A 23,472-nucleotide genomic window follows, 5' to 3' on the forward strand; every position below is an offset into this window, starting at 1 on the left:
GCAGGCTTTCGTTTTTATTATGGACATTGACATCTGTCACATGTCCAGATATAACAGTTTCCTGCATCATCCCATTCGCAGCATCTTCTGCCTGTTGAGATTGGAGCACCTCCCATTACTGATTTTTGTTGCTCTCTTCCTAATTTTTGTGCATTTTTAAGCACCGGATTGTTCTTGTTCATAACTTTGATTTTTGGTGTTAATAGTTAAGTTTTATTGTTTATAATTTCGCGAAAATTATATCACTAATATAGGAAATTAAATAATATAATTATCTGTTTTTTGGTTCTTATGTAGATGGAAAATAGTAAGTTGTAGATGTTTTTGGAGCTATTCACTGCAGTTGGCTGAACAGACAAGGAAATTTTGTTGAAGAGTGTTGATTTTAGAAATCAAATTTACTACATAAAATAATCCAAAAGTTTTATAGGTAGAGACCTTTACTTATATTTGTAGTATTGCATAAATCTTTATGAGACTAAACATTAAAAACGAAACGGGCAGGCTGAAGTCAGTAGTTTTAGGCCAGCCTAATTCACTGGGAGCAGTTCCTACACTAGAGGAAAGTTATGACGCAAAGTCATATTACTCAATCGAACACAACATTTATCCTAAAGAAGAGGATATTATCAATGAAATGAACGCTTTTGAAGCAGTTCTAAAAAAGTATGACGTTGAAGTACTGCGTCCAAGTATCATTAAAGATTACAACCAGGTTTTTTCCAGAGATGTGGCCTTTGTGATTGATGACAAGATGATCATTTCAAATGTGATTGCGGACAGAGCAGACGAACAGGAAGCATACAAAAGCGTTTTTGAGAAAGTAGCATGGAGAAAGATCATCAATCTTCCGGAAACAGCACACATTGAAGGAGGAGATGTAATTGTATGGAATGATTTTATTTTTATCGGAACCTGCTTCAGCGAAGATTACAGAAACTATAAGACGGCAAGAACAAATGAGTATGCCATTGAAATCTTAAAAGAATATTTTCCAAAGAAAAGAATCATTGACCTGGAACTGAAGAAGAATGATAAAGTTCCGTTTGAAGGAATTCTGCATTTGGATTGCACATTTAATCCGGTAGGAGAAGACAAGTGTATCATTTATAAAAACGGATTCGTAGATGAAAGTGACTACCGCTTAATCATCGACATTTTCGGAGAAGAAAACTGTTTCCATATCAATGATGAAGAAATGTTTGAAATGTTCCCGAATATCTTCTCTATTTCTCCTGATGTAGTAGTTTCAGACAAAGCATTCACCAGAATGAATGACCATTTGAGAAACGAGTGGGGAATGACCGTTGAAGAAATCCCTTACAGAGAAATTTCTAAAATGGGTGGATTGTTGAGATGCTCTACAATGCCGCTTGTGAGAGAATAGCGGAGTGGGAGAGTTTTAGTGTTTGAAAGTGAGAGAGTTTTTAATCTTTCAATCTTTCAATCTTTTAATTTTTCAATCTTTTAATCAAAAAAAATGCAAACAACAGATACAGTATTAATGATAGAGCCGATTGCATTCGGTTACAACGCTGAAACAGCAAAAAATAATTACTTTCAGGTAGAACAGACAGGGTCGGATATCCAGTCAAAAGCCTTGGCAGAGTTCAATACCTTTGTCGGAAAGCTGAGAGGAAAAGGAATCAATGTGATTACTATAAAAGATACATTGGATCCTCATACTCCGGATTCTATTTTCCCGAATAACTGGGTGAGTTTCCATAAAGACGGGAAGGTGGTTTTATACCCGATGTTCGCATCCAACAGAAGAGTAGAAAGAAGAGAAGATATTATTGAAAGCATCAAAAATCAGGGCTTTGAAGTTGCTGAAATTGATGACTGGTCTTTTCCTGAAACTCAGGGACATTTTCTGGAAGGAACGGGAAGTATGATTTTCGATCACGATAATAAAATTGCTTACGGTTCTGTTTCTTTGAGGCTGGATGAAAAACTGTTCCGAGAATTCTGTGCAAAATTCGGATTCACTCCGGTTGTTTTCCATTCATTTCAGACGGTAGGAACAGAAAGACTTCCTATCTATCATACCAACGTAATGATGTGTGTGGCAGACAAGTTTGTAGTAATCTGTCTTGATTGTATTGATGATGAGCTGGAAAGAGAAAAAGTAATAGAAACGATTAAAGGCTCAGGAAAAGAAATCATCGAAATTTCAGAAGACCAAATGCAGCAGTTTGCAGGAAATATGCTTCAGGTTCAGAACAAAGAAGGTGAAAAATTCCTGGTGATGAGCCAGACAGCTTATCAGTCTTTATCTTCAGAACAGGTAGCTGCTATTGAAAAATACTGCGAAATTATCTATTCAGACCTGAATACCATTGAAGTAAATGGAGGAGGAAGCGCAAGATGTATGCTTGCTGAGGTTTTTCTTCCAAAAAAATAATATATTTACGGAAAAAATTAATTGAACCCATTATCAAGTAAAGGTTTACATATTCTTCTGACTTTGGAAACAGAGTCAGAAGATTTGTTATTAGACAGCAAAGGTTTTCTCACATTTACAGAAGAGATTCTGAAAACCAAGGATGTGGAAATTGTAGGAATAACCAATCATATTTTTGAGAATGATAGCTTTACTTCCGCAGTGATCCTTAAAGAGTCTCACCTTTGTATCCATACGTGGCCGGAATTTAAACAGCTTACTTTTGATGTTTTTCTTTGCAATTATACGCAGAATAATACCACAAAAGTAGAGCAGATTGCAGATGAAGTGGTTCAGTATTTTAAAGCTAATACCATTCAGAAACACAAAATTTACAGATAAGAAATGCACTATGTCTGCCCAGCATGCGAATCAGAAAATAAATTAGATCTTACTTTTCCTATCGAGGAATATGTTTGCCAAACCTGCTCCCATCTCATTGATGTAGCAGGAAACAAGCATACCAAACATTTGAAAGTGCCGACAGAAAATGTTGTATTGGATGTCGGACAAAAAGGGAAAATTGAAGGTGTAGAATATACGGTCGTTGCGATTATTGTTAAGAAATATGGAAACAGCATTTTCTGGCGCGAATATTATTTAAAAGACAGCAAAGGAAATGATGCTTTCCTGAGTGAAAGTGACGGGCATTGGGTTTTCCTGCTCTCAATGCACCCTGATGATTTTAAAAGTAAAAATTCAAAATTACCAACCTATCTCGGAAGAACTTATCGCTGGTATGAAAATACTCCATGCAGTATCGAAGCGGCAGCTGGTTTTTTTGATGAACATCTGGATTTCAGTATTGCTACTTACAAAGAATACGTCAATGGAACCCGTATGATCTCACAGGAGAAGACGAGCAAGAAAAGCCAGTACTTCTACGGAGTCCACATATCAAAATATGATGTTAAAAGAGCTTTTAAAATAGCTCATATGCCCTATTATACGGGAGTTGGAATCGTTCAGCCGTATTATTTCAACATCAGACAGTTGGTCAACATCTTTTGTGTGGCAGCATTGATGATATGTTTGCTTCAGCTGTATGTTTATACATCAAGAACTAACGAAACCGTTTTTGCGGAGACCATCAATTTTACAGATGTAAAAGATAAGGAATTGGTCAGTAAAAGTTTTACACTTTCAGGAGGCTCAGCTCCATTAAAGGTCAATGCATTTTCAGGAGTTGATAATTCCTGGGCAAATATCCAGTTGAGTCTTGTGAATGAAAATACCAATGAAATTATCTATACCTCCAAAGATATCGAACAATATCATGGTTACGAAGATGGAGAAAGCTGGTCAGAAGGAAGTCAGTCCGAAGATTTTAATCTCTGTGGAGTAGGCTCCGGAAAATATCACTTCATTATTTCAGCCGAAAAAGAAGGAGGCTTACCTTCATTTTCAGGTCTTACATCGCCTGATTCAAAGGTCATGATATCACGGGATAAATCAGGAATCATTGAGATTACTGATATATTCAAGGTGCAGACCAAAACTTTTACAGACGGACAGACGCTGGAAAAAGATACCTCGGAAGTAATCAGACTTGCCAAAACATCGTTCGGAACTCAAAAGCTGGACTCCCTTATTAATACTGAAGCACTTAAACTCACTACAGATCCCATTTCAAGCAATACCTATGTACAGCTCAAAGCAACCTGGCTTCCCGTTTCATTCTGGAACTTCGGATTTATTTTATTCATAATGGTTGTTCTCTTTGTGGCTATATTGATAGGAAGACATTTCTTTAATGTAAATAAATGGAAGAACAGTTCAAACTCCCCTTATCCCACATCATGATGAGCAAAATATTAAATTACATAAGACAAAACTGGATTCTCTGTCTGATTGGAGGATTTTTCATGACTTGGTTCGTATACCTTACTTATCAGGGAAATCAGGTATGCGACTGTGCTAAAACGGAAACATACCGTGACGGAACTACCAGAAGCCATTCCAGAGTAGGATTCTACAGATACTATCACAAATAAAAATATAAAAACTATGGACAACATCAATTTCTTACCCATATTAAACTCGGTTCTTTACTCATTCTTAGGAATCGCAATTCTTCTCGTGTGCTATTTCATTATCGAAAAACTTACACCGGAGAAAACATGGCATGAGATCGCTCAGAACAAAAATATAGCACTGGCTATTGTCTTCGGGGCATTTATCATCGGAATTTCAATGATTATAAGCGCTGCAATTCATGGATAAGAAGAGGATTCCTCTTGAGCTGCTTTTATTGTTTTCAGTATTCGTCATTGCTACATGTGGATTGATTTATGAGCTGGTGGCTGGAGCCCTGGCGAGCTATCTTTTAGGAGACTCTGTAAAGCAGTTTTCTTTCATTATTGGGGTATATCTTTTTTCAATGGGAGTAGGCTCCTATCTTGCGAAATTCATCAAAGGAAATCTTATTGATAAATTCATTGAGATCGAAATCCTTGTAGGAATTGTAGGCGGAATCAGCTCTGTGGTGCTGTTTATTTTGTTTAATACACTCGCACACTTTGAAAGCGTTCTATACCTCTTTGTCTTTTTCACAGGCTGTCTCGTTGGAGTGGAAATCCCGCTTCTGATGAACATTCTGAAAGACAGAGTACAGTTTAAAGATTTAGTTTCAAACGTCTTCGCATTCGATTATATCGGAGCTTTACTCGCATCTATCCTTTTTCCGTTGGTTTTGATTCCGAAGCTGGGAATTGTAAAAACGCCTTTGTTTTTTGGGTTAATCAATATCTCGATTGCGATATTTCTATGCTATTACCTTACAAAGGAATTGTCAAAACCCTTATCATTAAAAGTAAAATCTATTGCCGCATTTGCTTTTCTGTTGGGGCTTTTCTTTTTCTCTGATACGATTTTATCTTACTCTGAAGAAAAACTATACGGTGAAAATGTAGTCTATACCAAAAGCTCACCCTATCAAAGAATCGTTTTAACGAGAAATACTCACGAGTTTCGTTTATATCTGAATAACAACTTACAGTTTTCATCCACCGATGAATACCGCTATCATGAAGCATTGGTACATCCTGCGATGTCTATGGCAAAAAACATTGATAACGTTCTCATTCTTGGTGGCGGTGATGGTTTTGCAGCCAGAGAAGTATTAGAATACAAAGACGTTAAAAAAGTAACACTTGTAGATCTTGATGGGGAAATGACCAGGTTTTTCAAGACCAACGAAACCATGCGCAGGCTGAACCAAAATTCTTTTTCCAATCCGAAAGTGGAAGTCATCAATAAAGACGCTTACACTTGGGTAAAAGACAGTAAAAAGAAGTTTGATGTCATCATCATAGACTTTCCGGATCCGTCAAATTACAGCTTAGGAAAACTATATTCCCTGCAGTTTTATAAAGAATTGGAGAGATTAACAACTCTTGATACAAAGATTGTGGTTCAGACCACTTCTCCGTATTTTGCTCCGAAATCTTTCTGGTGCATCGAAAAAACAATCAATCAGATTTTTCCTTTCACTGCAGCATACCATACCTATGTTCCGTCTTTTGGAGAATGGGGGTTTTCTATGGCTTCATTTGAACCTGTCAACAACAGAATCTACAGAAAGCTGCCTGGGTTAAAATATTATGATTATAATTTTTCGCAAATGGCCTATTTTAATAAAGATATGAAAGTGAAAGACGTAGAAGTTAACCGTCTGGATAACCAGATATTAGTCCGTTATTTCGATGAAGAGTGGGGGGGAAAGTACAGTAGAAAGGATTTTCTTAAAACTATATTTTTAGGTAGCCTGATGCTTCCCTTTTTGCAGTATTGCGGAAAGAAAGTAAAATCTTTGCTGCTGAAAATTACCGGGACAAACCATGTTCTCGGCCATAAGCTATGGGCAAAAGATTTTCCACAATTTTCAGAAGTTATCCACACCAAATATCTTATTGTGGGTGGCGGAATTTCCGGACTTTCGGCATGCAGATTCTTCAGCCAGAATAATGAACAGGATTACCTTCTCCTTGAAATGGAAAACCATCTTGGAGGAAATTCTTCCAACGGACAGAATTCATTTTCAAAATTTCCTTTGGGAGCACATTATTTACCCTTACCCAATAAGGAAAACCTTGAAATCATAAAATTTCTGAAAGAATGTAAAATTTGCCTGGGAACTGAAGAGGATAGGGAACCTATTCTTGATGAATACCAAATGACTTTTCCACAGCAGGAAAGACTGTTCTATAAAAACTCCTGGCAGAGCGATATTGTTCCTCAAAAAGGTATTTCAAAAGAAACTCAGCAAGAGCTTAACCGCTTTTTTAAGTTAATGGATGAATTTCGTGTAAAGAAAGATCCACAGGGAAAATATTGGTTTGCTATTCCGGTGCATGATTCAAGCAAGGAAGATGAGGTTTTAAAGTTTGAAAAAATCATTTTCAAAGACTGGCTCAAGGAAAATAACTATCATTCCGAAGAACTTCTCTGGCTTCTGGATTACTCCTGCAGAGATGATTTCGGATTAGGAATAGATTACGTTTCAGCGTGGGCGGGAATTCATTATTTTGCCGGTAGAAAAAACAACTGGAGCACGAAGTATAAAGATCAGGTATTCACATGGCCGGAAGGAAATGCAAGGCTTGCCAAACACTTTTCAAAATATACAGAGGGAAAACATAGATCAGGAAATCTGGTTTTTGATGTGAAAATCAATGATAAAGTTGAGGTACTGAGTTTTGATAATACCCAAAAGAAAACCAAAAAAATCATTGCTGATAAAGTACTGTTTGCAACACCACAATTTGTGAATGAAAGAATTTTTAATCATAAAAAAGCATCTTCATTTCATTATGTACCCTGGCTTTTAACAACCATTACGCTGAAGAATGAATTTGGAGGAGATGAAGAACTCGCCTGGGATAATGTGATCTATGGATCTTCCGGTTTGGGCTATATCTTTGACCAACATCAGAATCTGAACCAGATTATTGGTGAGAAAGTGATTACCCACTATAAAAGCTTTTCAACAGCAGACTGTAAAAAAGCAAGGAAAAAGCTTTATGCTATGAAAGAATCTGAACTTAAAACTTTAGTTTTGGATGATCTGAGGAAAGCCCACCCATTGATAGAAGATTTCATTCTGGAAATGCAGTTTCATAAAATAGGACATGCCATGATTGCTCCGGTTCCCAATCAGATTTTTGGAGAAGAAACCAGAACTGCGAAAGAGCCTGTAGAGGGTAAAATTTTCTTTGCCCATTCCGATCTTTCGGGAATATCTATTTTTGAAGAAGCATTCTATCAGGGAATTCGGACTGCGGAACAAATGATATAAAAATAATACAATGAAACAGCCCTGGATACATAATGCAAAAACAGACTGGTGGTTTATTCTATCACCGCCTTTTGTTGTATTGTTGATTGTTTTTCTTTTTCAGAAACAGATTCAGGGGCTGGAAAATCATTACTCTTTTTATACATGGCTTTTTCTGATTGTTTTTGTGGATGTGGCTCATGTATATTCTACCTTGTTTAAGACCTATTTTGTAAAAGGAGAAACACAAAAAAACAAGCTGCTTTATCTCGGAATTCCTGCTGTAAGCTGGATTTTGGGGATTATTCTGTTTCAGTTCGGAAGTCTGACATTTTGGTCGGTACTGGCATTGGTTGCCGTTTTTCATTTTATACGCCAGCAGTATGGCTTTATGAGGATCTATGCGCGCTTTGAACAGAATAACTGGAGCAAAAAAATAGATGAGGTTGCTGTTTATTCTGCGACCATTTATCCGATGTTGTACTGGTTTAAGACTCCCCGCGCCTTTACCTGGTTTGTCAATAATGAGTTTAACTGGCTTCAAAATCTTCCGGATTATATTCCTTTGATTACGGTAATATATTTTATAATTCTGATCGTTTGGATCGTTAAAACTGCTTTTGAAGCTTTTAAAACAAAAAATATTAATATTCCCAAAACTGCATTGATTACCGGAACTTTCCTTTCCTGGTATTTCGGGATTGTTTACTTTAACAATGATCTCCTTTTTACTTTTCTGAATGTGGTTTCTCACGGGATTCCTTATATCACATTGATTTATATCCGGGAAATACAGCAAAAGGAAAATCATCAGATGAACTGGATGCAGGTTTTTAAATCTTTTTCAGGAATATTTTTATTTATAGGCGTTATTTTAGGTTTCGCCTTTTTGGAAGAATTTTTATGGGAAACTTTAGTATGGAATGAACATTTTTCTCTGAATATAATTATTCCAGAAAAATTGTTTCAGTTCCTCGTTCCGTTGCTGGTTGTTCCCCAGCTTACTCATTATCTGCTTGATGGCTTTATTTGGAGAAAACCAAAAAAAGTTAATTAACTTTGCCATAATCTTTAAAATCTAAAAATGAGACAATATTTTCTGTCACTGGCAATTTTTCTTGGAATGATTGTAGGGGCTCAGCAGAAAACTTTCTGTAATCCCATTAATATTGATTATGGTTATACGCCTTTCGAAGTTTTTTCAAAACAGGGGAAACACCGTGCTACAGCAGATCCGGTGATTGTTAATTTTAAGAATAAACTTTTTCTTTTTTCTACCAATCAGGAAGGGTACTGGTACAGTGATGATATGCTGGACTGGAAGTTTGTAAAGAGGAAATTTCTCAGGGACAATAAATATACCCATGACCTTAATGCTCCGGCTGTCTGGGCAATGAAAGATACTTTGTACGTCTATGGTTCTACCTGGGAACAGGATTTTCCGATCTGGAAAAGTACGAACCCCACCAAAGATGACTGGAAAATTGCAGTGGATACTTTAAAAGTAGGAGCGTGGGATCCTGCATTTCATTATGATGAAGACAAAAATAAATTGTATCTGTATTGGGGCTCGAGTAACGAATGGCCATTGCTGGGAACAGAAGTGAAAGTGAAAAATCTTCAATCCGAAGGTTTCGTAAAACCTATTATTAAACTAAAACCTGAAGACCATGGATGGGAACGTTTCGGGGAATACAATGATAATGTTTTTCTTCAGCCTTTTGTAGAAGGGGCGTGGATGACGAAACACAACGGAAAATATTACATGCAGTATGGTGCTCCGGCAACAGAATTCAGCGGATATTCTGATGGAGTATATGTCAGCAAAAGCCCTCTGGAAGGCTTCGAATATCAGCAGCATAATCCATTTTCTTACAAGCCGGGAGGTTTTGCCAGAGGAGCAGGGCATGGTGCTACCTTTGAAGACAATTATAAAAACTGGTGGCACATTTCCACTATTTTTATTTCTACTAAAAATAATTTTGAAAGACGACTCGGAATCTGGCCTGCTGGTTTTGATAAAGATGATGTGATGTATTGTAATACGGCATATGGTGATTATCCTACCTATCTTCCGCAGTATGCACAGGGAAAAGATTTTACAAAAGGTCTTTTTGCCGGATGGATGCTGTTGAATTATAATAAACCGGTTCAGGTTTCATCTACTTTAGGAGGTTATCAGCCCAACAATGCTGTAGATGAAGATATCAAAACATATTGGAGTGCTAAAACCGGAAATTCCGGAGAATGGTTCCAGACGGATCTGGGAGAAGTTTCCACCATCAATGCCATTCAGATCAATTATGCTGATCAGGATGCAGAGTTTATGGGAAAAACCTTAGGGAAAATGCATCAGTATAAAATCTACGGTTCCAATGATGGGAAGAAATGGAACGTGATTGTAGATAAAAGCAAAAATACTAAAGATGTTCCTCATGATTATGTTGAGCTTGAACAGCCTGCAAAAGCCCGTTTCCTGAAAATGGAAAACCTGAAAATGCCAACCGGAAAATTTGCATTAAGCGGTTTCAGAGTATTCGGAAAAGGAGCAGGAAAGCAACCTGCCAAAGTAGAAGGTTTTGTGCCTTTAAGAGCTGATCCTAAGAAATATGGGGAAAGAAGAAGTATCTGGATGAAATGGCAGCAGAACCCTGAAGCAGACGGCTATGTGATCTATTTCGGAAAGTCTCCTGATAAATTGTATGGAAGCATTATGGTCTATGGAAAGAATGAATATTTCTTCACTGGAGCAGACAGAACAGATGCATACTATTTCCAGATTGAAGCTTTCAATGCCAATGGGGTTTCTGAAAGAACAGCCGTTGCAAAGTCTGAATAAATCCAATTAAAAGATAAAAAAATAACACGTTTTGAATCATCAGAACGTGTTATTTTTTGTCGGAAATTTATAATAAAAATCCGCTGTAAAAAAACAGCGGATACCGTAAGAATAATTGAATATGAAGAAAGATACTTCTCTTTATCTCGTTCTGCTTTTAATAGCATCTGATGCACCCTCGATGTCTCTTACCTTTTTTACTTTCTGGTTCCCGAAATTGTAGGTTAGGCTTACTGTTAGATTTCTGTTATAACGGTTTTGGTGAATGTAATTATAGTTTCCATTCTCCTGAAAGTCTTCAATTTTAACGATGTTGGTATTCAGGACATCATTCACATTCACTGCAAAAGTCCAGTCGTTCCACATTTTCTTGATGCTAAGGTCTAAGCTCATTAAACCTTTCAGTAATCCAAGTTCGATCTGCTGTTTGTCTACGAAGAAATAATTAACACCAAAGAACCATGTTTTCTTTTTATCAAGACGGATCGTGTTGTTGGTCTGAATCAAAAGACTGGTAGAATTTGTTTTATTGGTATAAACAATATCTTTACCCTCCTGATTTCTGAATCGGTCTCCGGTAGTAGGATCTGTATCAAGGCTTCCGTTGTTGATATTATGCTGTACCCCAATATTAAAGTTGGTTGTCCAGTATTGTTTAAAGAATGATTTCTGAATTCCTACCATGGCAGACATTTCCTGCTTATTTCCAAAATTGGTTCTGATATATCTAAGAACAGGATTTTCTCCTACTTTACCATCAGGTGATACCGGATAACCCTGCAGTGGAACCTGAGTGATAGCGTCCTGAATGTAAGAATGGTTTAAAATCAGGAAGTATGAATTTTTGTACATATACGTAAGTTCCTGATTATAGGTAGATGAAGCCTTTACAAATGGGTTATTCTGCGTGTAGTTATCATCTGTAAGAATGTTTCTTACCGGATTGATTTCCCAGAAGCTCGGTCTTCTCATTCTGCTGGAAAAAGAGTACGAAATATTGTTTTTATCATTGATTGCGTAGTTGAAACTCAGATAAGGAAGGATATTGTTGTAATTTCTTTCAATCCTTTTAAGCTCGTCTGTAGGAGCATTGTCAGAAGTTCCAAGGCTGTTTGTAATCTCATATCTTGCTCCTACTTTTCCGGAAATTTTATCCGAGAATTTCTTTTCAACAGTGACATACATACCGTAGATGTTTTCATCATAGATAAAATGATTGGGTCTTGGATCCGGTTTTTTTGCGGGATCAAAGAAATAGCTTATGTTCTTAGAATCGTTGTCCGTTTTGGTTTTGTTGTAATTTCCTCCTATTGAAACGGTCAGATCATTTTTAAATTTCTGATTATAATCTACCATTCCGGAAAAGTTATTAATAATCTGAGGAAGATCCTGGAATACCTGTGTGGTCATATTTCCTAATCCCATATTCACATCAGATTTATATGTTCTGTTGTCTGTAAACTGGAATCTTTTGTAATTAAGATAAGCGGCATTTACATTAAGCTTACTACCTAAAGAATCGGTTTTTAATTCATAATTTAAATTTACAGAATTGTTGTATGATCTTGAGTCTTCTTTATTTTTAGACCATGTATATTTTGTATCGTTTTCTGTCTTGATGGTATTGAAAAGGTTTACCGTAGAATTATAGCTTTTATTGGCCCAGGTATTCCATGATAAAGCCAGATTGCTTTTGTCATTCAGCTGATAATCAATATTCACATAACCTCCGATGTTTTTGTTCGGATCGTCAACATCTCCTGTGGATTCGTTAGAAGTCTTGGCAGTTCCGTTTCTTAACGTGTAGGTTTGTGCCTCTATATTTTCACCACCGCTAAGGTTAGCACTCACTCCCAGTTTACCTTTTCGGTAGTTGGCAGAGAAACTAGCCTGGCTTCCGTTGTATTTACCGGTAGTATTAGACATCCTCATATTTCCGTTGAGACCGTCACTCATTTTTTTCTTTAAAACGATATTGATGATCCCATCTGATGATTCTACCTGAAATTCACTTCCCGGAACGGTAATCACTTCAATTTTCTGGATGTTTTCTGCCGGAGTATTTTTCAGGAACTGAGCCAGAGACTCAGAATCCATATTGCTTTTTCTTCCGTTGATATAGATCAGGGCATTATTTTTTCCTGCAATTTTTAATGTTTTATCATCTGTGGAAGATAATAGAGGAGTCTGCTTCAGAAGGTCGAAAGTGGTATTTCCTTTAGCTACAGGTGATGCCGCTACATCATATACAAAACGGTCACTTTGCTTTTTGAAAACCTGTTTTGTAATAGTAACTCCTTCTATATTTTTTGTTTTTGCCGTATCAGATTTCTTCTCCTGAGCGAATGCACAAGTGCCAAATACGATTGCCATTGACAAAATTATACGTTTCATGTTTGTTTTTATTTAAGAGTGGATTTAGTGATATAAGTTTTATAGATTAGGTTCTTGATTTTACAGCATCATTAGCTGATTTCATTTCCCTTGCTTTTTTAAGTTTCTGATTTCCGAAATTGTAAGTAACTCCGATGCTCATTAACCTTGGATAGTTGAAATTGGTGATATTGTTATATTTTCCATTTGGCTGTACTCCTTTGATCCTGTAAAAGCTTTGGTTAAATACATCACTTACTTCCGCTACGATAGTCCAGTCGCCTGCAATTTTTTTCAGACTGAGATCGAAGCTTTGTCTTGCGCCTATCATACCACCTTCCATCGCTGTCTGGCTTGCAAAGAAGTAGTTGACTCCTAAAAACCAGTCTTTTTTGGATGAAAGTCTGATAATGTTATTGATGGTTGCAGACATATTGTAGTTTTTTACATCAATGATATAAGGATCCAGTGACTCGGATTCGTACTGGCCAAGCTGAGATGTCGGATCTTCCCATACTCCGCCTTTGTAGGTAACATAGCCCAAATTGACAGAGTAGTTGGTTGTCCATATGTCTTTAAACCATGATTTGTTCATTCCCAGCGTAAGAGCAAGCTCTCTGTTTTTACCGTAATTGGTTCTTATATATCTTAGGAATCTAGTTGTTCGCATGATCATTTTTCCGTCTGGGCCATAGATTATATTTCCATTTTTATCCCTTTCTGGAGCTGTTAAAGTCCCTTGTAACGGAAGCATATCAGAAGCAGAGGCATCTTCCACCATATTAAAGCTAAGATTAGCGTAGAATGCATTTTTGTACATATAGTTCAGTTCCTGATTATAAAATTTTGATGCAAGAACAAATGGATTGTTCTGTGTATAATTCGTAGGAGTGAAATACGTTCTGGATGGGTTCAGTTCCCAGAATCTTGGTCTTCGGATTCTGCTCGAGAAAGTATAGCTCAGGTTGTGATCAGAATTGATGGCATAATTTAAATTCAGATAAGGTAAAAGATTGTTATAATTTCTTTCAAACCCTGTTTTTTCCAGAATCTCTCCGGTGCTTCTGGTCATTTCGTATCGGGCTCCTATTTTTCCGGATATTTTCTCAGTCAGTTTGCGTTCATAGTTCAGATAAATACCTAAAATATTTTCTTTATAAATGAAGTGATTGGTTTGTTTAGGATCTATCACAAAATCACCGCCTATTAATTTGTCTTGTTTAGTATCATTATCCGTGTTCGTATGATTGTAGCTGATTCCCATTAACCATGTTGCACCTTTAGTCGTTTTTTTCAGATAGTCGATATTTGCCGCATAGTTGTTAATGATCTGAGGGACTGATTGATGAAGTGCCGAATACTTGTTGATCGTATCATTAGTTAAAGGAAGACTTTCATTAAAACTTACTTTATCTCTGTTGAACCACAGGTAAGAAACGTTTGAGGTAAGCCTGCTTCCCAGAGAATCGGTTTTCATTTCATAATTTAAATTAAATGAATGATTTCTGGTCTGTGCATCTTCATTATTGACAGTTCTGTTATTTAAAACCCCATTTTGCCAGTTGGTAATATCCAATACAGAATTGAAACTTTTATTATATCTCATGTTGTATGAGAATCCCAGACTGTGTTTTTTATTGATCTCATAATCAACATTAAAACCTCCGCCAAAATTTTTATTAGGATCATCATTAAACCCAAATGATTCATTTTTGAAAGTTGGATCTCCGTTAGATAGCGTATATCTTTGTCTGTCTGTCCAGCTTCCTGTTCTGAAGTTTGAATTACCGGACCACTTTCCTTGTCTGAAGTTAAAAGAAGCTCCTGCATTAGGGTTGTTGTAATAAGCCTGCTCATTCTGCATTTTCAACGTTCCGTTGTAACCGTTGTTTTTGCTTTTTTTCATTACAATATTAATCACACCTTCTTTGGATTCAACCTGGAATTCACTTCCCGGAACAGTAATCACTTCAATTTTCTGTATATCCTCTGATGGAGTAGACTTCAGCATTTCAATTAATGCCTCAGAATCCATATTTGTTTTCTTATTGTTAATGTAGATCACCGCATCATTTTTTCCCAAAATCTTCAGTGTTTTTCCATCGATGCTGGAAATCATTGGAGTTTGTTTTAAAAGATTAAAAGTGTTGGTTCCTTTCGCGATAGATGAAGAAGCTACATCGTAAACTAAACGGTCCCCTTGTTTTTTGAAAACCTGCTTCTTGATATTCACTGCATCAATAGCATTTACTTTCAAACTGTCTTTTTTCTGCTGGGCAGTTACAAGTCCACCGAAAAATAGTGCTGCAATAAGAATTTGAGTTTTCATGATATTATTTTTTAATTAATAGCTTGTATGGTTTGTTATTTTACATTGCAAAGATATATAATAAATTTAGTATCATGCAATGCAAAGTACTTAAAATGTTTTTAATTTACATTTAAATAACTGATTATCAGTTGCTAAAATTTTATGTCAATTTTTAAGTTTCAACGACTTTGTTACTTAATTAGACAATTTAAAGTTCATTTTTGTTACATGATAAAATGAAATTGATGGAAAATTGAAAAAATATTTGAAGAGAAATCAGAAAAAATAATCATGATTGTATTTTATTATTAATTTAGTGAAAACTAAAAATTAATACCATATGAGAAAATTTTACCTCTTATTATTGCTTTTTGTGTTGATAATTTCATGTAAAAATGAAACTTTCTCAGAAATAGATGAGAACACAACAAATCCTCCATCCAATTATAATTTTGGAAATACTGCGCAAAAAAGCTTTCAAGGTATAGTTCTTGATACAAACGGGCTTCCGGTATCAGGAGCAACGGTTACAATCGGAACAAGTACCGTTACAACCAATCTTAAAGGTTTCTTCACATTTAAAAATGCTTCAGTAAAAGAAAATTTCGCCCATATAAAAGTGACAAAATCTGGCTATATAAATGCATCGCGGGTTTTGGTGCCTACTAACGGAATAAATAGGGTGAACATCATGATGATTCCTGTAACAACGACATCTACAATTATCACAGGTTCTACATCCACAGTTTCACTACCAAACGGAACAAAAGTAAAATTTGACGGAAGTTTCAAAGATGCGAATGGAAATGCTTATTCAGGAAATGTGAGTGTGGGTATCTTTCATTTAGCACCATCCAACCAATATCTTAATGAATTAATGCCTGGATCATTTTTGGCAACCAATTCAGGAGGTAATTCCAGAGTGATGGAAACTTTTGGGATGCTGCATGTACAATTAACAGGTAGTTCCGGACAAAACCTTCAGATTGCAAATGGACATAACGCAGAAATCACCGTTCCTGTGGATGCTGCACAAACTTCCAGCTCACCAGCCACAATACCCTTATGGTCTTATAATGAAGACACGGGGATGTGGAAAGAAGAGGGTTCTGCAACAAAGATTGGAAATACCTATGTAGGAACAGTAAACCATTTTTCCTGGTGGAACTTTGATGCACAGTTTCCACAGGCAACAATGAAAGTAACTGTAAAAAATTCTGCAGGGCAGGTTTTACCTAATATTAAAGTAACTTTAAAGAGAAGTTCTCAATCCTATGAAACTTACGGAATCACAGATAATACAGGAACAGTATCTGGAATTGTTCCGGCAGGTGAGGTTCTTGCTTTAAAAGTTTATGATGCCTGTAATAATGTAATGTATACTTCTAACGTTGGACCATTTACGGCTGGAATCATAACAACTATTCCGGATGTTACAGTAAATCCTTCTACATCTACCAGTTATACTATTCAGGGAAGTCTTAAAACCTGTGCAAATACTGATGTTACTGATGGTTATGTAATATTGAGATCTGCCTTAAATACAAACTATTTCCAGTATTTATCATCACCGGTAAACAGTACCGGAAGTTTTACCTTCAATACCTATTCATGTACGGCAAATCCACAGTTTAAGTATGAAGGATTTGATACTGTTAATTTTCAGACAACCAATGAAATTACTTTTACAGCAACATCTAATAATGTAAATCTGGGGAATATTATGGCTTGTAATTCTTTGAGTGAATTTATAAATTATAAGATTGATAATCAGCCTATTGTTTATGTGTTAGGACTGATCAATGCACAATGGACAGGGCTTACACCTACATCACCTAATATGCCACCTAAACAATTGAAAATAAATTCAATGAATGCTGCGGGACCATTTTTTTCTATGGCTCAGAATAATATGCTGGGAGTTGCTGCAAGTTTTACTTCAAATTATGGGTTTGAATTTTCAGGAGGCGCTATTACATCAAATAATGGAAACCTCGTTGTAAATGTAACTTCTTTTGGAGCTGTGGGAGACTACATTGATTTCACAATTAATGGAACCTACACCGATAATTCAGGAAATCATACCTTCACTGCAACAGGACACGTAAAACGGGATTTGTAATAACCGTAAAAATATAAAAGGACCGAAAAAGTCCTTTTTTTATGCGGTATATTTATTCTCTGTCAAAACGGGCTAGCTTTTTATCTACCCAAACCGTTGCAAAAGGGAAGAATGCAGATAATAAGGCAAAAACAAAATCTTCATCATCCCAGTTATAAATTTTTCTTGCAGGAAGGCAGAGTATAAGGTAAAGCGTAAAAAATAATCCGTGTAAACTGCCAATAACACTGATGAAGATAATAGAATATAGATTTTCATCATATCGGATCCAAATCATCGCAACACAATACAGTAAAAGACATGAAACAGCTTCTGCAACACAAATCTGTTTAAACCATTTGATGATTTTTTCCTGAGGGTATTTTGAGAAAAATTTTTCGATGAAGTCCATTCCTTTAGTTGTAAGTTGAGAGTTAATAGTAAAGAGTCTTTCTCTAACCTCTCATTTTTCTGATTTGCAAAATTACTTATAAAAACTGCTACCATCCAAATATTCAAAAACTTCAGGAGGTAACATCGGCCTTACATTTTTGCCATCTTTAATCATATTACGGATTTCTGTGGCAGAAAGTTCTATGACCGGTGCCTTTATCAGAGAAATGTTTTCATGCTGTAAATATTCAGAATCTGCCTTTTCTCCTTCAAATACTCTTGGGTAAACAATGATATGATGATTTTTGATCAGAACATCAGAATTTTTCCACTTGTGAAGACTTTTCAGATTATCTTCTCCCATAATCAGGCTGAAAGAATATTCAGGATACTTCTCATGGAGATAGGTAAGTGTATCGATAGTATAGCTTGGCATCGGAAGAGAAAATTCTACATTAGAAGCTCTCATATTCGGATAATGTTTAACTGCAAGCTGTACCATATCAAGCCTGTTATGGTCTTTTAGTAAAGACTTTTTATCTTTAAACGGATTTTGTGGGCTCACTACAAACCAAAGCTCATCCATATCAGAATTTTCCAGAATATAATTCGCCAGAATAAGATGCCCGATATGAATAGGATTGAATGACCCGAAAAATAAACCGATTTTTTTCATTTTTTGTTAGGTAGTAAGTAGCGGATAGCAGGTGATAGTACTTCAAAATTTGAATCAGGATTCTTTTTAAGGTTAGCGGGTGATAATATTTATTCTGATTTCTATTACCTGCAACCTAAATCCTGCAACCTCTATCAATCCCTGAATTTCACATCCTTAATATTTAGATAATGCGTGACATTGCCCTTCCAGTGATTTTCTTCAAGGGTAAAAGCAAGGTCGAAATTTTTATTTTTAAAATCTTCAACAAATGGTCCTAGCTTAAATCCTACACATTCAATATTTCGTCCTGTAGATTCCTGCTTAATATAAAACTTCAGGTGGTTATTATCTTTCCCCATTGTTTTCACATAACCTGACAGTTTCTGATTCGTCAATGTAAAAATAGGTTTCATATTGTGAGGTCCAAATGGAGCCAATTTTCTGTGGAAATTGATAAACTCTCTGTTGATTTCATCAACTGTAATTTCAGTATCAATAGCAATGGAAGGCTCTTTTTGATGGTCTTTAATTTTTTCAGAAACAATTTTTTCAAATCTTTCTTTGAAAGCATCAAACTTATCTTTTTCCATAGAAAGTCCGGCAGCTGCATGATGACCCCCAAACTTAAGGAAATATTCTGAACACATATCAAGAGCTTCATGCACATCGAAATCAGAAACAGATCTCGCAGAAGCTACCATTTCTCCATTATTACCATCAGTAAATACCAGTGTGGGCTTATAATAAGTTTCAATAAGCCGGGAAGCTACAATACCAATCACTCCTTTATTCCATTCAGGATGATAAACGATTGTTGTATGCTTGGTTTCTTGCTGAGACTCTATAATTTGGTTTAATGCAGAAAGAGTGGAATTCATATCCAGCTCTCTTCTTTCATCGTTAAGATTCATGATATCGCTCACAATCTGGTTGGCATGTTTCAGATTGTCGGAAACCATAAGCTCTACGGCAGCTTTGCCATGAGAAATCCTTCCGGCTGCATTAATTTTAGGAGCTATTTCAAAAACAATATTGGAAATTTCAAAATGAGAAAGTTTATCCTCAGGAATTAACAATCTTAATCCCAGATTTCTGGTCTTTCTAAGAGTTTTTAATCCCATTTTAGCCAGCACTCTGTTTTCTCCTGTCATGGAAACAATATCAGCTGCAATAGAAATGGCTAGGAGATCAGTCAGTTCAAATAATTCTGCTTCCGGTAATTTATAAATTGTATTTAATCCCTGGCAAAGCTTAAAACCAACACCACATCCCGAAAGTTCTTTGAAAGGATATCGGCAGTCATTTCTTTTAGGATCAAGTACAGCCGCAGCATCCGGAATTTCTTCACCCGGAAGGTGATGGTCGCAAATAATAAAATCTATACCCAGTTTACTGGCATAGTTGATCATATCAAGGGCCTTTATTCCACAATCCAGAGCAATGATTAGTGAGAACCCATTTTCTTTGGCAAAATCAATTCCTTCAGTAGAAATTCCATATCCTTCAGAATTTCTGTCCGGAATATAATAGTCCAGATATTTTTTCTCAACAATTTTGCTGAGATAAAGGTACATTAAAGCAACCGCTGTGGTTCCGTCCACATCATAGTCTCCATATACCAATATTTTTTCACCATTTTCAATTGCTGTTGCAATACGCTCTACAGCCTTTTGCATATCTGCCATTAAAAACGGGTTATGTATATCGTTAAGGTTCGGTTTGAAGAATTCTCTGGCCTTTTGATAATTGTCAATCCCTCTTAAAACGAGGATCTTAGATTCAAAAGTACCAAAACCAAGTGACGAACTTAGTCTGTCCACAACTTCCTCATCGGGTTCAGGCTTATAAATCCATTTTTGACTCATTTCACAAAAATAAGGAAAAAAAATAGCATTCCGGAAAGAACTGGAATGAAGTTTCGACTTAATAATTGTTAAAAAAAGGCTATCTTCGTGCTCCAAATTTAAATGACTATGAAAAAAATTATCGTGTGCCTTTCACTTTTAGGGGCAATGAATTCGATCAGTGCACAAAAAATTAATCTTGGTAAAGCTGCCGGAATGGTTTCAAATGGTGCAAAAGCTCTAACATTTACGAACGAAGATGCGGTTAAATTATCCAAAGAATCAGTAGACTGGATGGATAAAAATAATGCCGTAGCAGGACCGAAAGATCCATATACCGTGAGACTGAACAAACTGTTTGGAAAACACAAATCTCAAGACGGTCTTAATTTGAATTATAAAGTTTATAAAGTAAAAGATATCAATGCGTTTGCCTGCGCAGACGGAAGTGTACGTGTGTTCTCTTCTCTGATGGATATCATGACAGATAATGAGCTGCTTGCCGTTATCGGACATGAAATAGGACACGTGAAAAATCAGGATACAAAAGATGCAATGAAATCTGCTTATCTGAAAGCGGCGGCATTAGATGCAGCATCATCAGCTTCTTCTGCTGTAGCTACTCTTAATGAGAGCCAGGTAGGAAAAATGGCAAATGCATTTTTGGATGCTTCACACAGCAAAAAACAGGAATCAGAAGCAGATACTTACTCATACGATTTTATGAAAGCTAACAAATATGATGTTGTAGGAGCTTATACAGCTTTCAAAAAACTGGCATTGCTTTCACAGGGGAGTACACAGACCGGTTTTGAAAAGATGTTCAACTCTCACCCTGATAGCGAGAAAAGAGCACAGGCAATCAAGAAAAGAGCAGAAAAAGATGGATTATGGAAAGATCCGGGAACTGTTGCTCTTCCAACAGCAAAACTTACAAAATAATTATTTTATTTATTGTTGAAAATAAAATACCTCAAAGCACTGCTTTGAGGTATTTTTATTTGATTCCGTATTTAGATCAGATTAAGAATACATTTTTTCTCTTAATTCTTTTACCTTTTTGTCAGCAAGGTATTCGTCATAAGTCATTTCTCTGTCGATAATTCCGGAAGGAGTCAGTTCAATGATTCTGTTACAGACTGTTGAAAGCATTTCGTGGTCATGAGAGGCCAATAAAAGATTTCCTTTGAAGTTAGATAAAGAGTTGTTTAAAGTGGTGATACTTTCAAGGTCTAAGTGGTTGGTAGGTTCATCTAATAAAAGAACGTTTGCTTTCTGAAGCATCATTCTGCTGAACATACATCTCATTTTTTCACCTCCTGAAAGTACTTTACAAGACTTTAAAGCTTCATCACCTGAGAAAAGCATTCTTCCAAGGAATCCTCTTACAAACTCTTCGTGACGCTCTTCGTCATTTTTTGTAAATTGTCTCAACCAGTCAACCAGGCTTAGATCTTCCTGGAAGAAGTTGGTATTGTCCAATGGCATGTGAGACTGATTGGTTGTAACTCCCCAGGCAACATTTCCTTTATCAGCTTCTACGTTTCCTGCTAAAATTTCGAAGAATTCTGTAATCGCTAAAGAGTTTTTGGAAAGTACAGCTACTTTATCTCCTTTCTTAAGATTCAAATCAATATTAGAGAATAAAAGCTCTCCGTCTTTTGTTTTTTCAAGACCTTTTACATCTAAAATCTGATCACCAGCCTCTCTTTCCATTTCGAAAATAATAGCCGGATATCTTCTTGAAGATGGTTTAATATCGTCAATGTTTAATTTGTCGATCATTTTCTTTCTTGCAGTAGCCTGCTTTGCTTTAGCAACGTTCGAGCTGAATCTTGCAATGAAGTCCTGAAGTTCTTTTTTCTTCTCTTCAGCTTTCTTATTTGCCTGAGCTCTTTGTCTTGTTGCCAATTGAGAAGCTTGGTACCAGAAAGAATAGTTACCCGTGTAAAGGTTAAGTTTAGCATAATCCAGGTCACCGATGTGCGTACAAACCGTATCTAAGAAGTGACGGTCGTGAGATACAACGATTACTGTATTTTCATAATCTGCAAGGAAATCTTCCAGCCATGAGATGGTATCAATATCAAGGTCGTTGGTAGGTTCATCCAGAATCAATACATCCGGGTTTCCGAAAAGAGCCTGAGCCAAAAGAACCTTTACTTTGTCCTTATTCTCAAGTTCGCTCATCATCTGCCAGTGCATATCATCTTTAACTCCAACGTTTGAAAGCATTGTCTGTGCATCAGATTCTGCAGTCCAACCTCCCATTTCATCATAGATTACACCTAGTTCACCCGCTTTTATTCCGTCTTCGTCAGAGAAATCTTCTTTTGCGTATAACGCATCCATTTCCTCTTTTATCTCAAATAATTTCTTGTTACCTCTCAAAACAGCTTCAAGAACAGTATACTGATCATAAGCAAAGTGATCCTGCTCCAAAACTGACATTCTTTTCCCTGGTTCCAGAGATACATGCCCTGTTGTAGGATCCTGCTTTCCTGTTAATATTTTAAGGAATGTAGACTTTCCCGCACCGTTTGCTCCGATGATTCCGTAGCAGTTTCCTTTGGTAAACATAATATTTACCTCGTCAAAAAGAACTCTTTTCCCGAATTGTAAAGATAAGTTAGATACTGTTAACATATAGTTTTGTAAATTTGGCGCAAAAATACGAAAAGAATTTGGGTATTTTGTAATAATATAATAGTCAAGTTTTTAATTGTATGGTATTTTTTATATATTTCATTAACGAAATTTTAAAATGATGAAGATTGAGAAAACAGTTAGTATATTAAACAGAAGAGCCCGTTTTGAATATGAAATTCTTGAAGAATATGAAGCAGGAATGGTTTTGACGGGTACCGAAATAAAATCTTTACGTTCATCCAAAGCATCTATCACAGAATCGTTCTGTCAGTTTATTGATGGGGAATTGTACATCATTAACATGATGATTGATGAGTATAAATTAGGAACTTTTTACAATCATAAAACAAAAAGGGAACGGAAATTGCTCTTGCACAAAAAAGAATTACAAAAACTTGAAAAAAAGTTAAAGGATGCTGGGAACACCATAATACCTTTAAAATTATATATCACTGACCGAGGTAAAGCAAAGGTGCTAATAGCGCTTGGTAGAGGGAAAAAACTTTTCGATAAAAGAGAGGCAATAAAAGATAGAGAAAACAAACGGAACCTGGACAGAATATTAAAGAAAAGTTAAAAATCATTT

At 36.1% G+C, this 23,472-nt stretch carries 19 protein-coding genes; 12 read left to right on the forward strand and 7 right to left on the reverse strand.

Annotated elements, in window-relative coordinates:
• Window positions 1-17: 17 nt before the first annotated feature.
• Window positions 18-182: a hypothetical protein gene (locus tag KIK00_RS17820; RefSeq protein WP_156121012.1), complete on the reverse strand. Its 165-nt coding sequence runs from the start codon at window positions 180-182 to the stop codon at window positions 18-20.
• A gap of 290 nt (window positions 183-472) precedes the next feature.
• Here KIK00_RS17820 and KIK00_RS17825 point away from each other — a divergent pair, with 290 nt between their 5' ends.
• The 9 genes from KIK00_RS17825 to KIK00_RS17865 all read left to right on the forward strand — a co-directional run bounded on the left by KIK00_RS17825 (window position 473) and on the right by KIK00_RS17865 (window position 10,557).
• On the forward strand, window positions 473-1,387 hold the full coding sequence (locus tag KIK00_RS17825) for a dimethylarginine dimethylaminohydrolase family protein (protein ID WP_034694718.1): 915 nt from the start codon (window positions 473-475) through the stop codon (window positions 1,385-1,387).
• A gap of 93 nt (window positions 1,388-1,480) precedes the next feature.
• The gene (gene ctlX / locus KIK00_RS17830) at window positions 1,481-2,404 is read left to right on the forward strand and encodes a citrulline utilization hydrolase CtlX (protein ID WP_255813676.1); all 924 of its coding nucleotides are present in this window, start codon (window positions 1,481-1,483) and stop codon (window positions 2,402-2,404) included.
• A 21-nt stretch (window positions 2,405-2,425) separates the two neighbouring features.
• Window positions 2,426-2,785 carry an S-adenosylmethionine decarboxylase family protein gene (locus KIK00_RS17835; RefSeq protein WP_255813677.1) on the forward strand — a complete coding sequence of 120 codons (360 nt, stop codon included), beginning with the start codon at window positions 2,426-2,428 and terminating at the stop codon, window positions 2,783-2,785.
• 3 nt (window positions 2,786-2,788) lie between these two features.
• A complete protein-coding gene (locus KIK00_RS17840) occupies window positions 2,789-4,246 on the forward strand; it encodes a DUF4178 domain-containing protein (protein ID WP_255813678.1) in 1,458 nt (485 codons plus the stop codon).
• Window positions 4,243-4,437: a hypothetical protein gene (locus KIK00_RS17845; RefSeq protein ID WP_255813679.1), complete on the forward strand. Its 195-nt coding sequence runs from the start codon at window positions 4,243-4,245 to the stop codon at window positions 4,435-4,437. The genes KIK00_RS17840 and KIK00_RS17845 overlap by 4 nt, the downstream gene beginning before the upstream one ends.
• A 13-nt stretch (window positions 4,438-4,450) precedes the next feature.
• A complete protein-coding gene (locus KIK00_RS17850; protein WP_045491052.1) occupies window positions 4,451-4,666 on the forward strand; it encodes a DUF350 domain-containing protein in 216 nt (71 codons plus the stop codon).
• Window positions 4,659-7,739, forward strand: coding sequence for a polyamine aminopropyltransferase (locus tag KIK00_RS17855; RefSeq protein ID WP_255813680.1), 3,081 nt, complete (start codon window positions 4,659-4,661; stop codon window positions 7,737-7,739). The genes KIK00_RS17850 and KIK00_RS17855 overlap by 8 nt, the downstream gene beginning before the upstream one ends.
• A gap of 10 nt (window positions 7,740-7,749) precedes the next feature.
• Window positions 7,750-8,775, forward strand: coding sequence for a hypothetical protein (locus KIK00_RS17860; RefSeq protein ID WP_255813681.1), 1,026 nt, complete (start codon window positions 7,750-7,752; stop codon window positions 8,773-8,775).
• 27 nt (window positions 8,776-8,802) lie between these two features.
• The gene (locus KIK00_RS17865; RefSeq protein WP_255813682.1) at window positions 8,803-10,557 is read left to right on the forward strand and encodes a discoidin domain-containing protein; all 1,755 of its coding nucleotides are present in this window, start codon (window positions 8,803-8,805) and stop codon (window positions 10,555-10,557) included.
• Window positions 10,558-10,698: 141 nt separating this feature from the next.
• On the opposite strand, the gene KIK00_RS17870 is transcribed toward KIK00_RS17865, so the two are convergent.
• On the reverse strand, window positions 10,699-12,951 hold the full coding sequence (locus tag KIK00_RS17870; RefSeq protein ID WP_255813683.1) for a TonB-dependent receptor domain-containing protein: 2,253 nt from the start codon (window positions 12,949-12,951) through the stop codon (window positions 10,699-10,701).
• Window positions 12,952-12,997: 46 nt separating this feature from the next.
• The gene (locus KIK00_RS17875; RefSeq protein WP_255813684.1) at window positions 12,998-15,259 is read right to left on the reverse strand and encodes an outer membrane beta-barrel family protein; all 2,262 of its coding nucleotides are present in this window, start codon (window positions 15,257-15,259) and stop codon (window positions 12,998-13,000) included.
• Between the two features lie 322 nt (window positions 15,260-15,581).
• Between KIK00_RS17875 and KIK00_RS17880 the strand changes: the two genes are divergently transcribed.
• Complete coding sequence (locus KIK00_RS17880; protein WP_255813685.1) at window positions 15,582-17,363, forward strand: carboxypeptidase-like regulatory domain-containing protein; 1,782 nt, start codon at window positions 15,582-15,584, stop codon at window positions 17,361-17,363.
• Window positions 17,364-17,415: 52 nt separating this feature from the next.
• Here KIK00_RS17880 and KIK00_RS17885 read toward each other — a convergent pair whose 3' ends face one another.
• The 3 genes from KIK00_RS17885 to recJ form a co-directional block, all read right to left on the reverse strand.
• The gene (locus KIK00_RS17885) at window positions 17,416-17,754 is read right to left on the reverse strand and encodes a DUF3817 domain-containing protein (RefSeq protein ID WP_255813686.1); all 339 of its coding nucleotides are present in this window, start codon (window positions 17,752-17,754) and stop codon (window positions 17,416-17,418) included.
• A gap of 72 nt (window positions 17,755-17,826) precedes the next feature.
• The gene (nadD, locus tag KIK00_RS17890; protein WP_255813687.1) at window positions 17,827-18,411 is read right to left on the reverse strand and encodes a nicotinate (nicotinamide) nucleotide adenylyltransferase; all 585 of its coding nucleotides are present in this window, start codon (window positions 18,409-18,411) and stop codon (window positions 17,827-17,829) included.
• Window positions 18,412-18,545: 134 nt separating this feature from the next.
• Window positions 18,546-20,258: a single-stranded-DNA-specific exonuclease RecJ gene (gene recJ, locus KIK00_RS17895; RefSeq protein WP_255813688.1), complete on the reverse strand. Its 1,713-nt coding sequence runs from the start codon at window positions 20,256-20,258 to the stop codon at window positions 18,546-18,548.
• Between the two features lie 108 nt (window positions 20,259-20,366).
• On the opposite strand from recJ, the gene KIK00_RS17900 reads away from it, so the two are divergent.
• Window positions 20,367-21,179 (forward strand): M48 family metalloprotease, encoded by an 813-nt coding sequence (locus tag KIK00_RS17900; protein ID WP_255813689.1) that lies wholly within the window; start codon window positions 20,367-20,369, stop codon window positions 21,177-21,179.
• An 81-nt stretch (window positions 21,180-21,260) separates the two neighbouring features.
• Here KIK00_RS17900 and KIK00_RS17905 read toward each other — a convergent pair whose 3' ends face one another.
• Window positions 21,261-22,883: an ABC-F family ATP-binding cassette domain-containing protein gene (locus tag KIK00_RS17905; protein ID WP_255813690.1), complete on the reverse strand. Its 1,623-nt coding sequence runs from the start codon at window positions 22,881-22,883 to the stop codon at window positions 21,261-21,263.
• A gap of 121 nt (window positions 22,884-23,004) precedes the next feature.
• Here KIK00_RS17905 and smpB point away from each other — a divergent pair, with 121 nt between their 5' ends.
• Window positions 23,005-23,463 (forward strand): SsrA-binding protein SmpB, encoded by a 459-nt coding sequence (gene smpB / locus KIK00_RS17910; RefSeq protein WP_045501613.1) that lies wholly within the window; start codon window positions 23,005-23,007, stop codon window positions 23,461-23,463.
• Window positions 23,464-23,472 lie beyond the last annotated feature (9 nt).

This window comes from Chryseobacterium sp. MA9, assembly GCF_024399315.1.
In the GTDB taxonomy this organism is placed as follows: domain Bacteria; phylum Bacteroidota; class Bacteroidia; order Flavobacteriales; family Weeksellaceae; genus Chryseobacterium.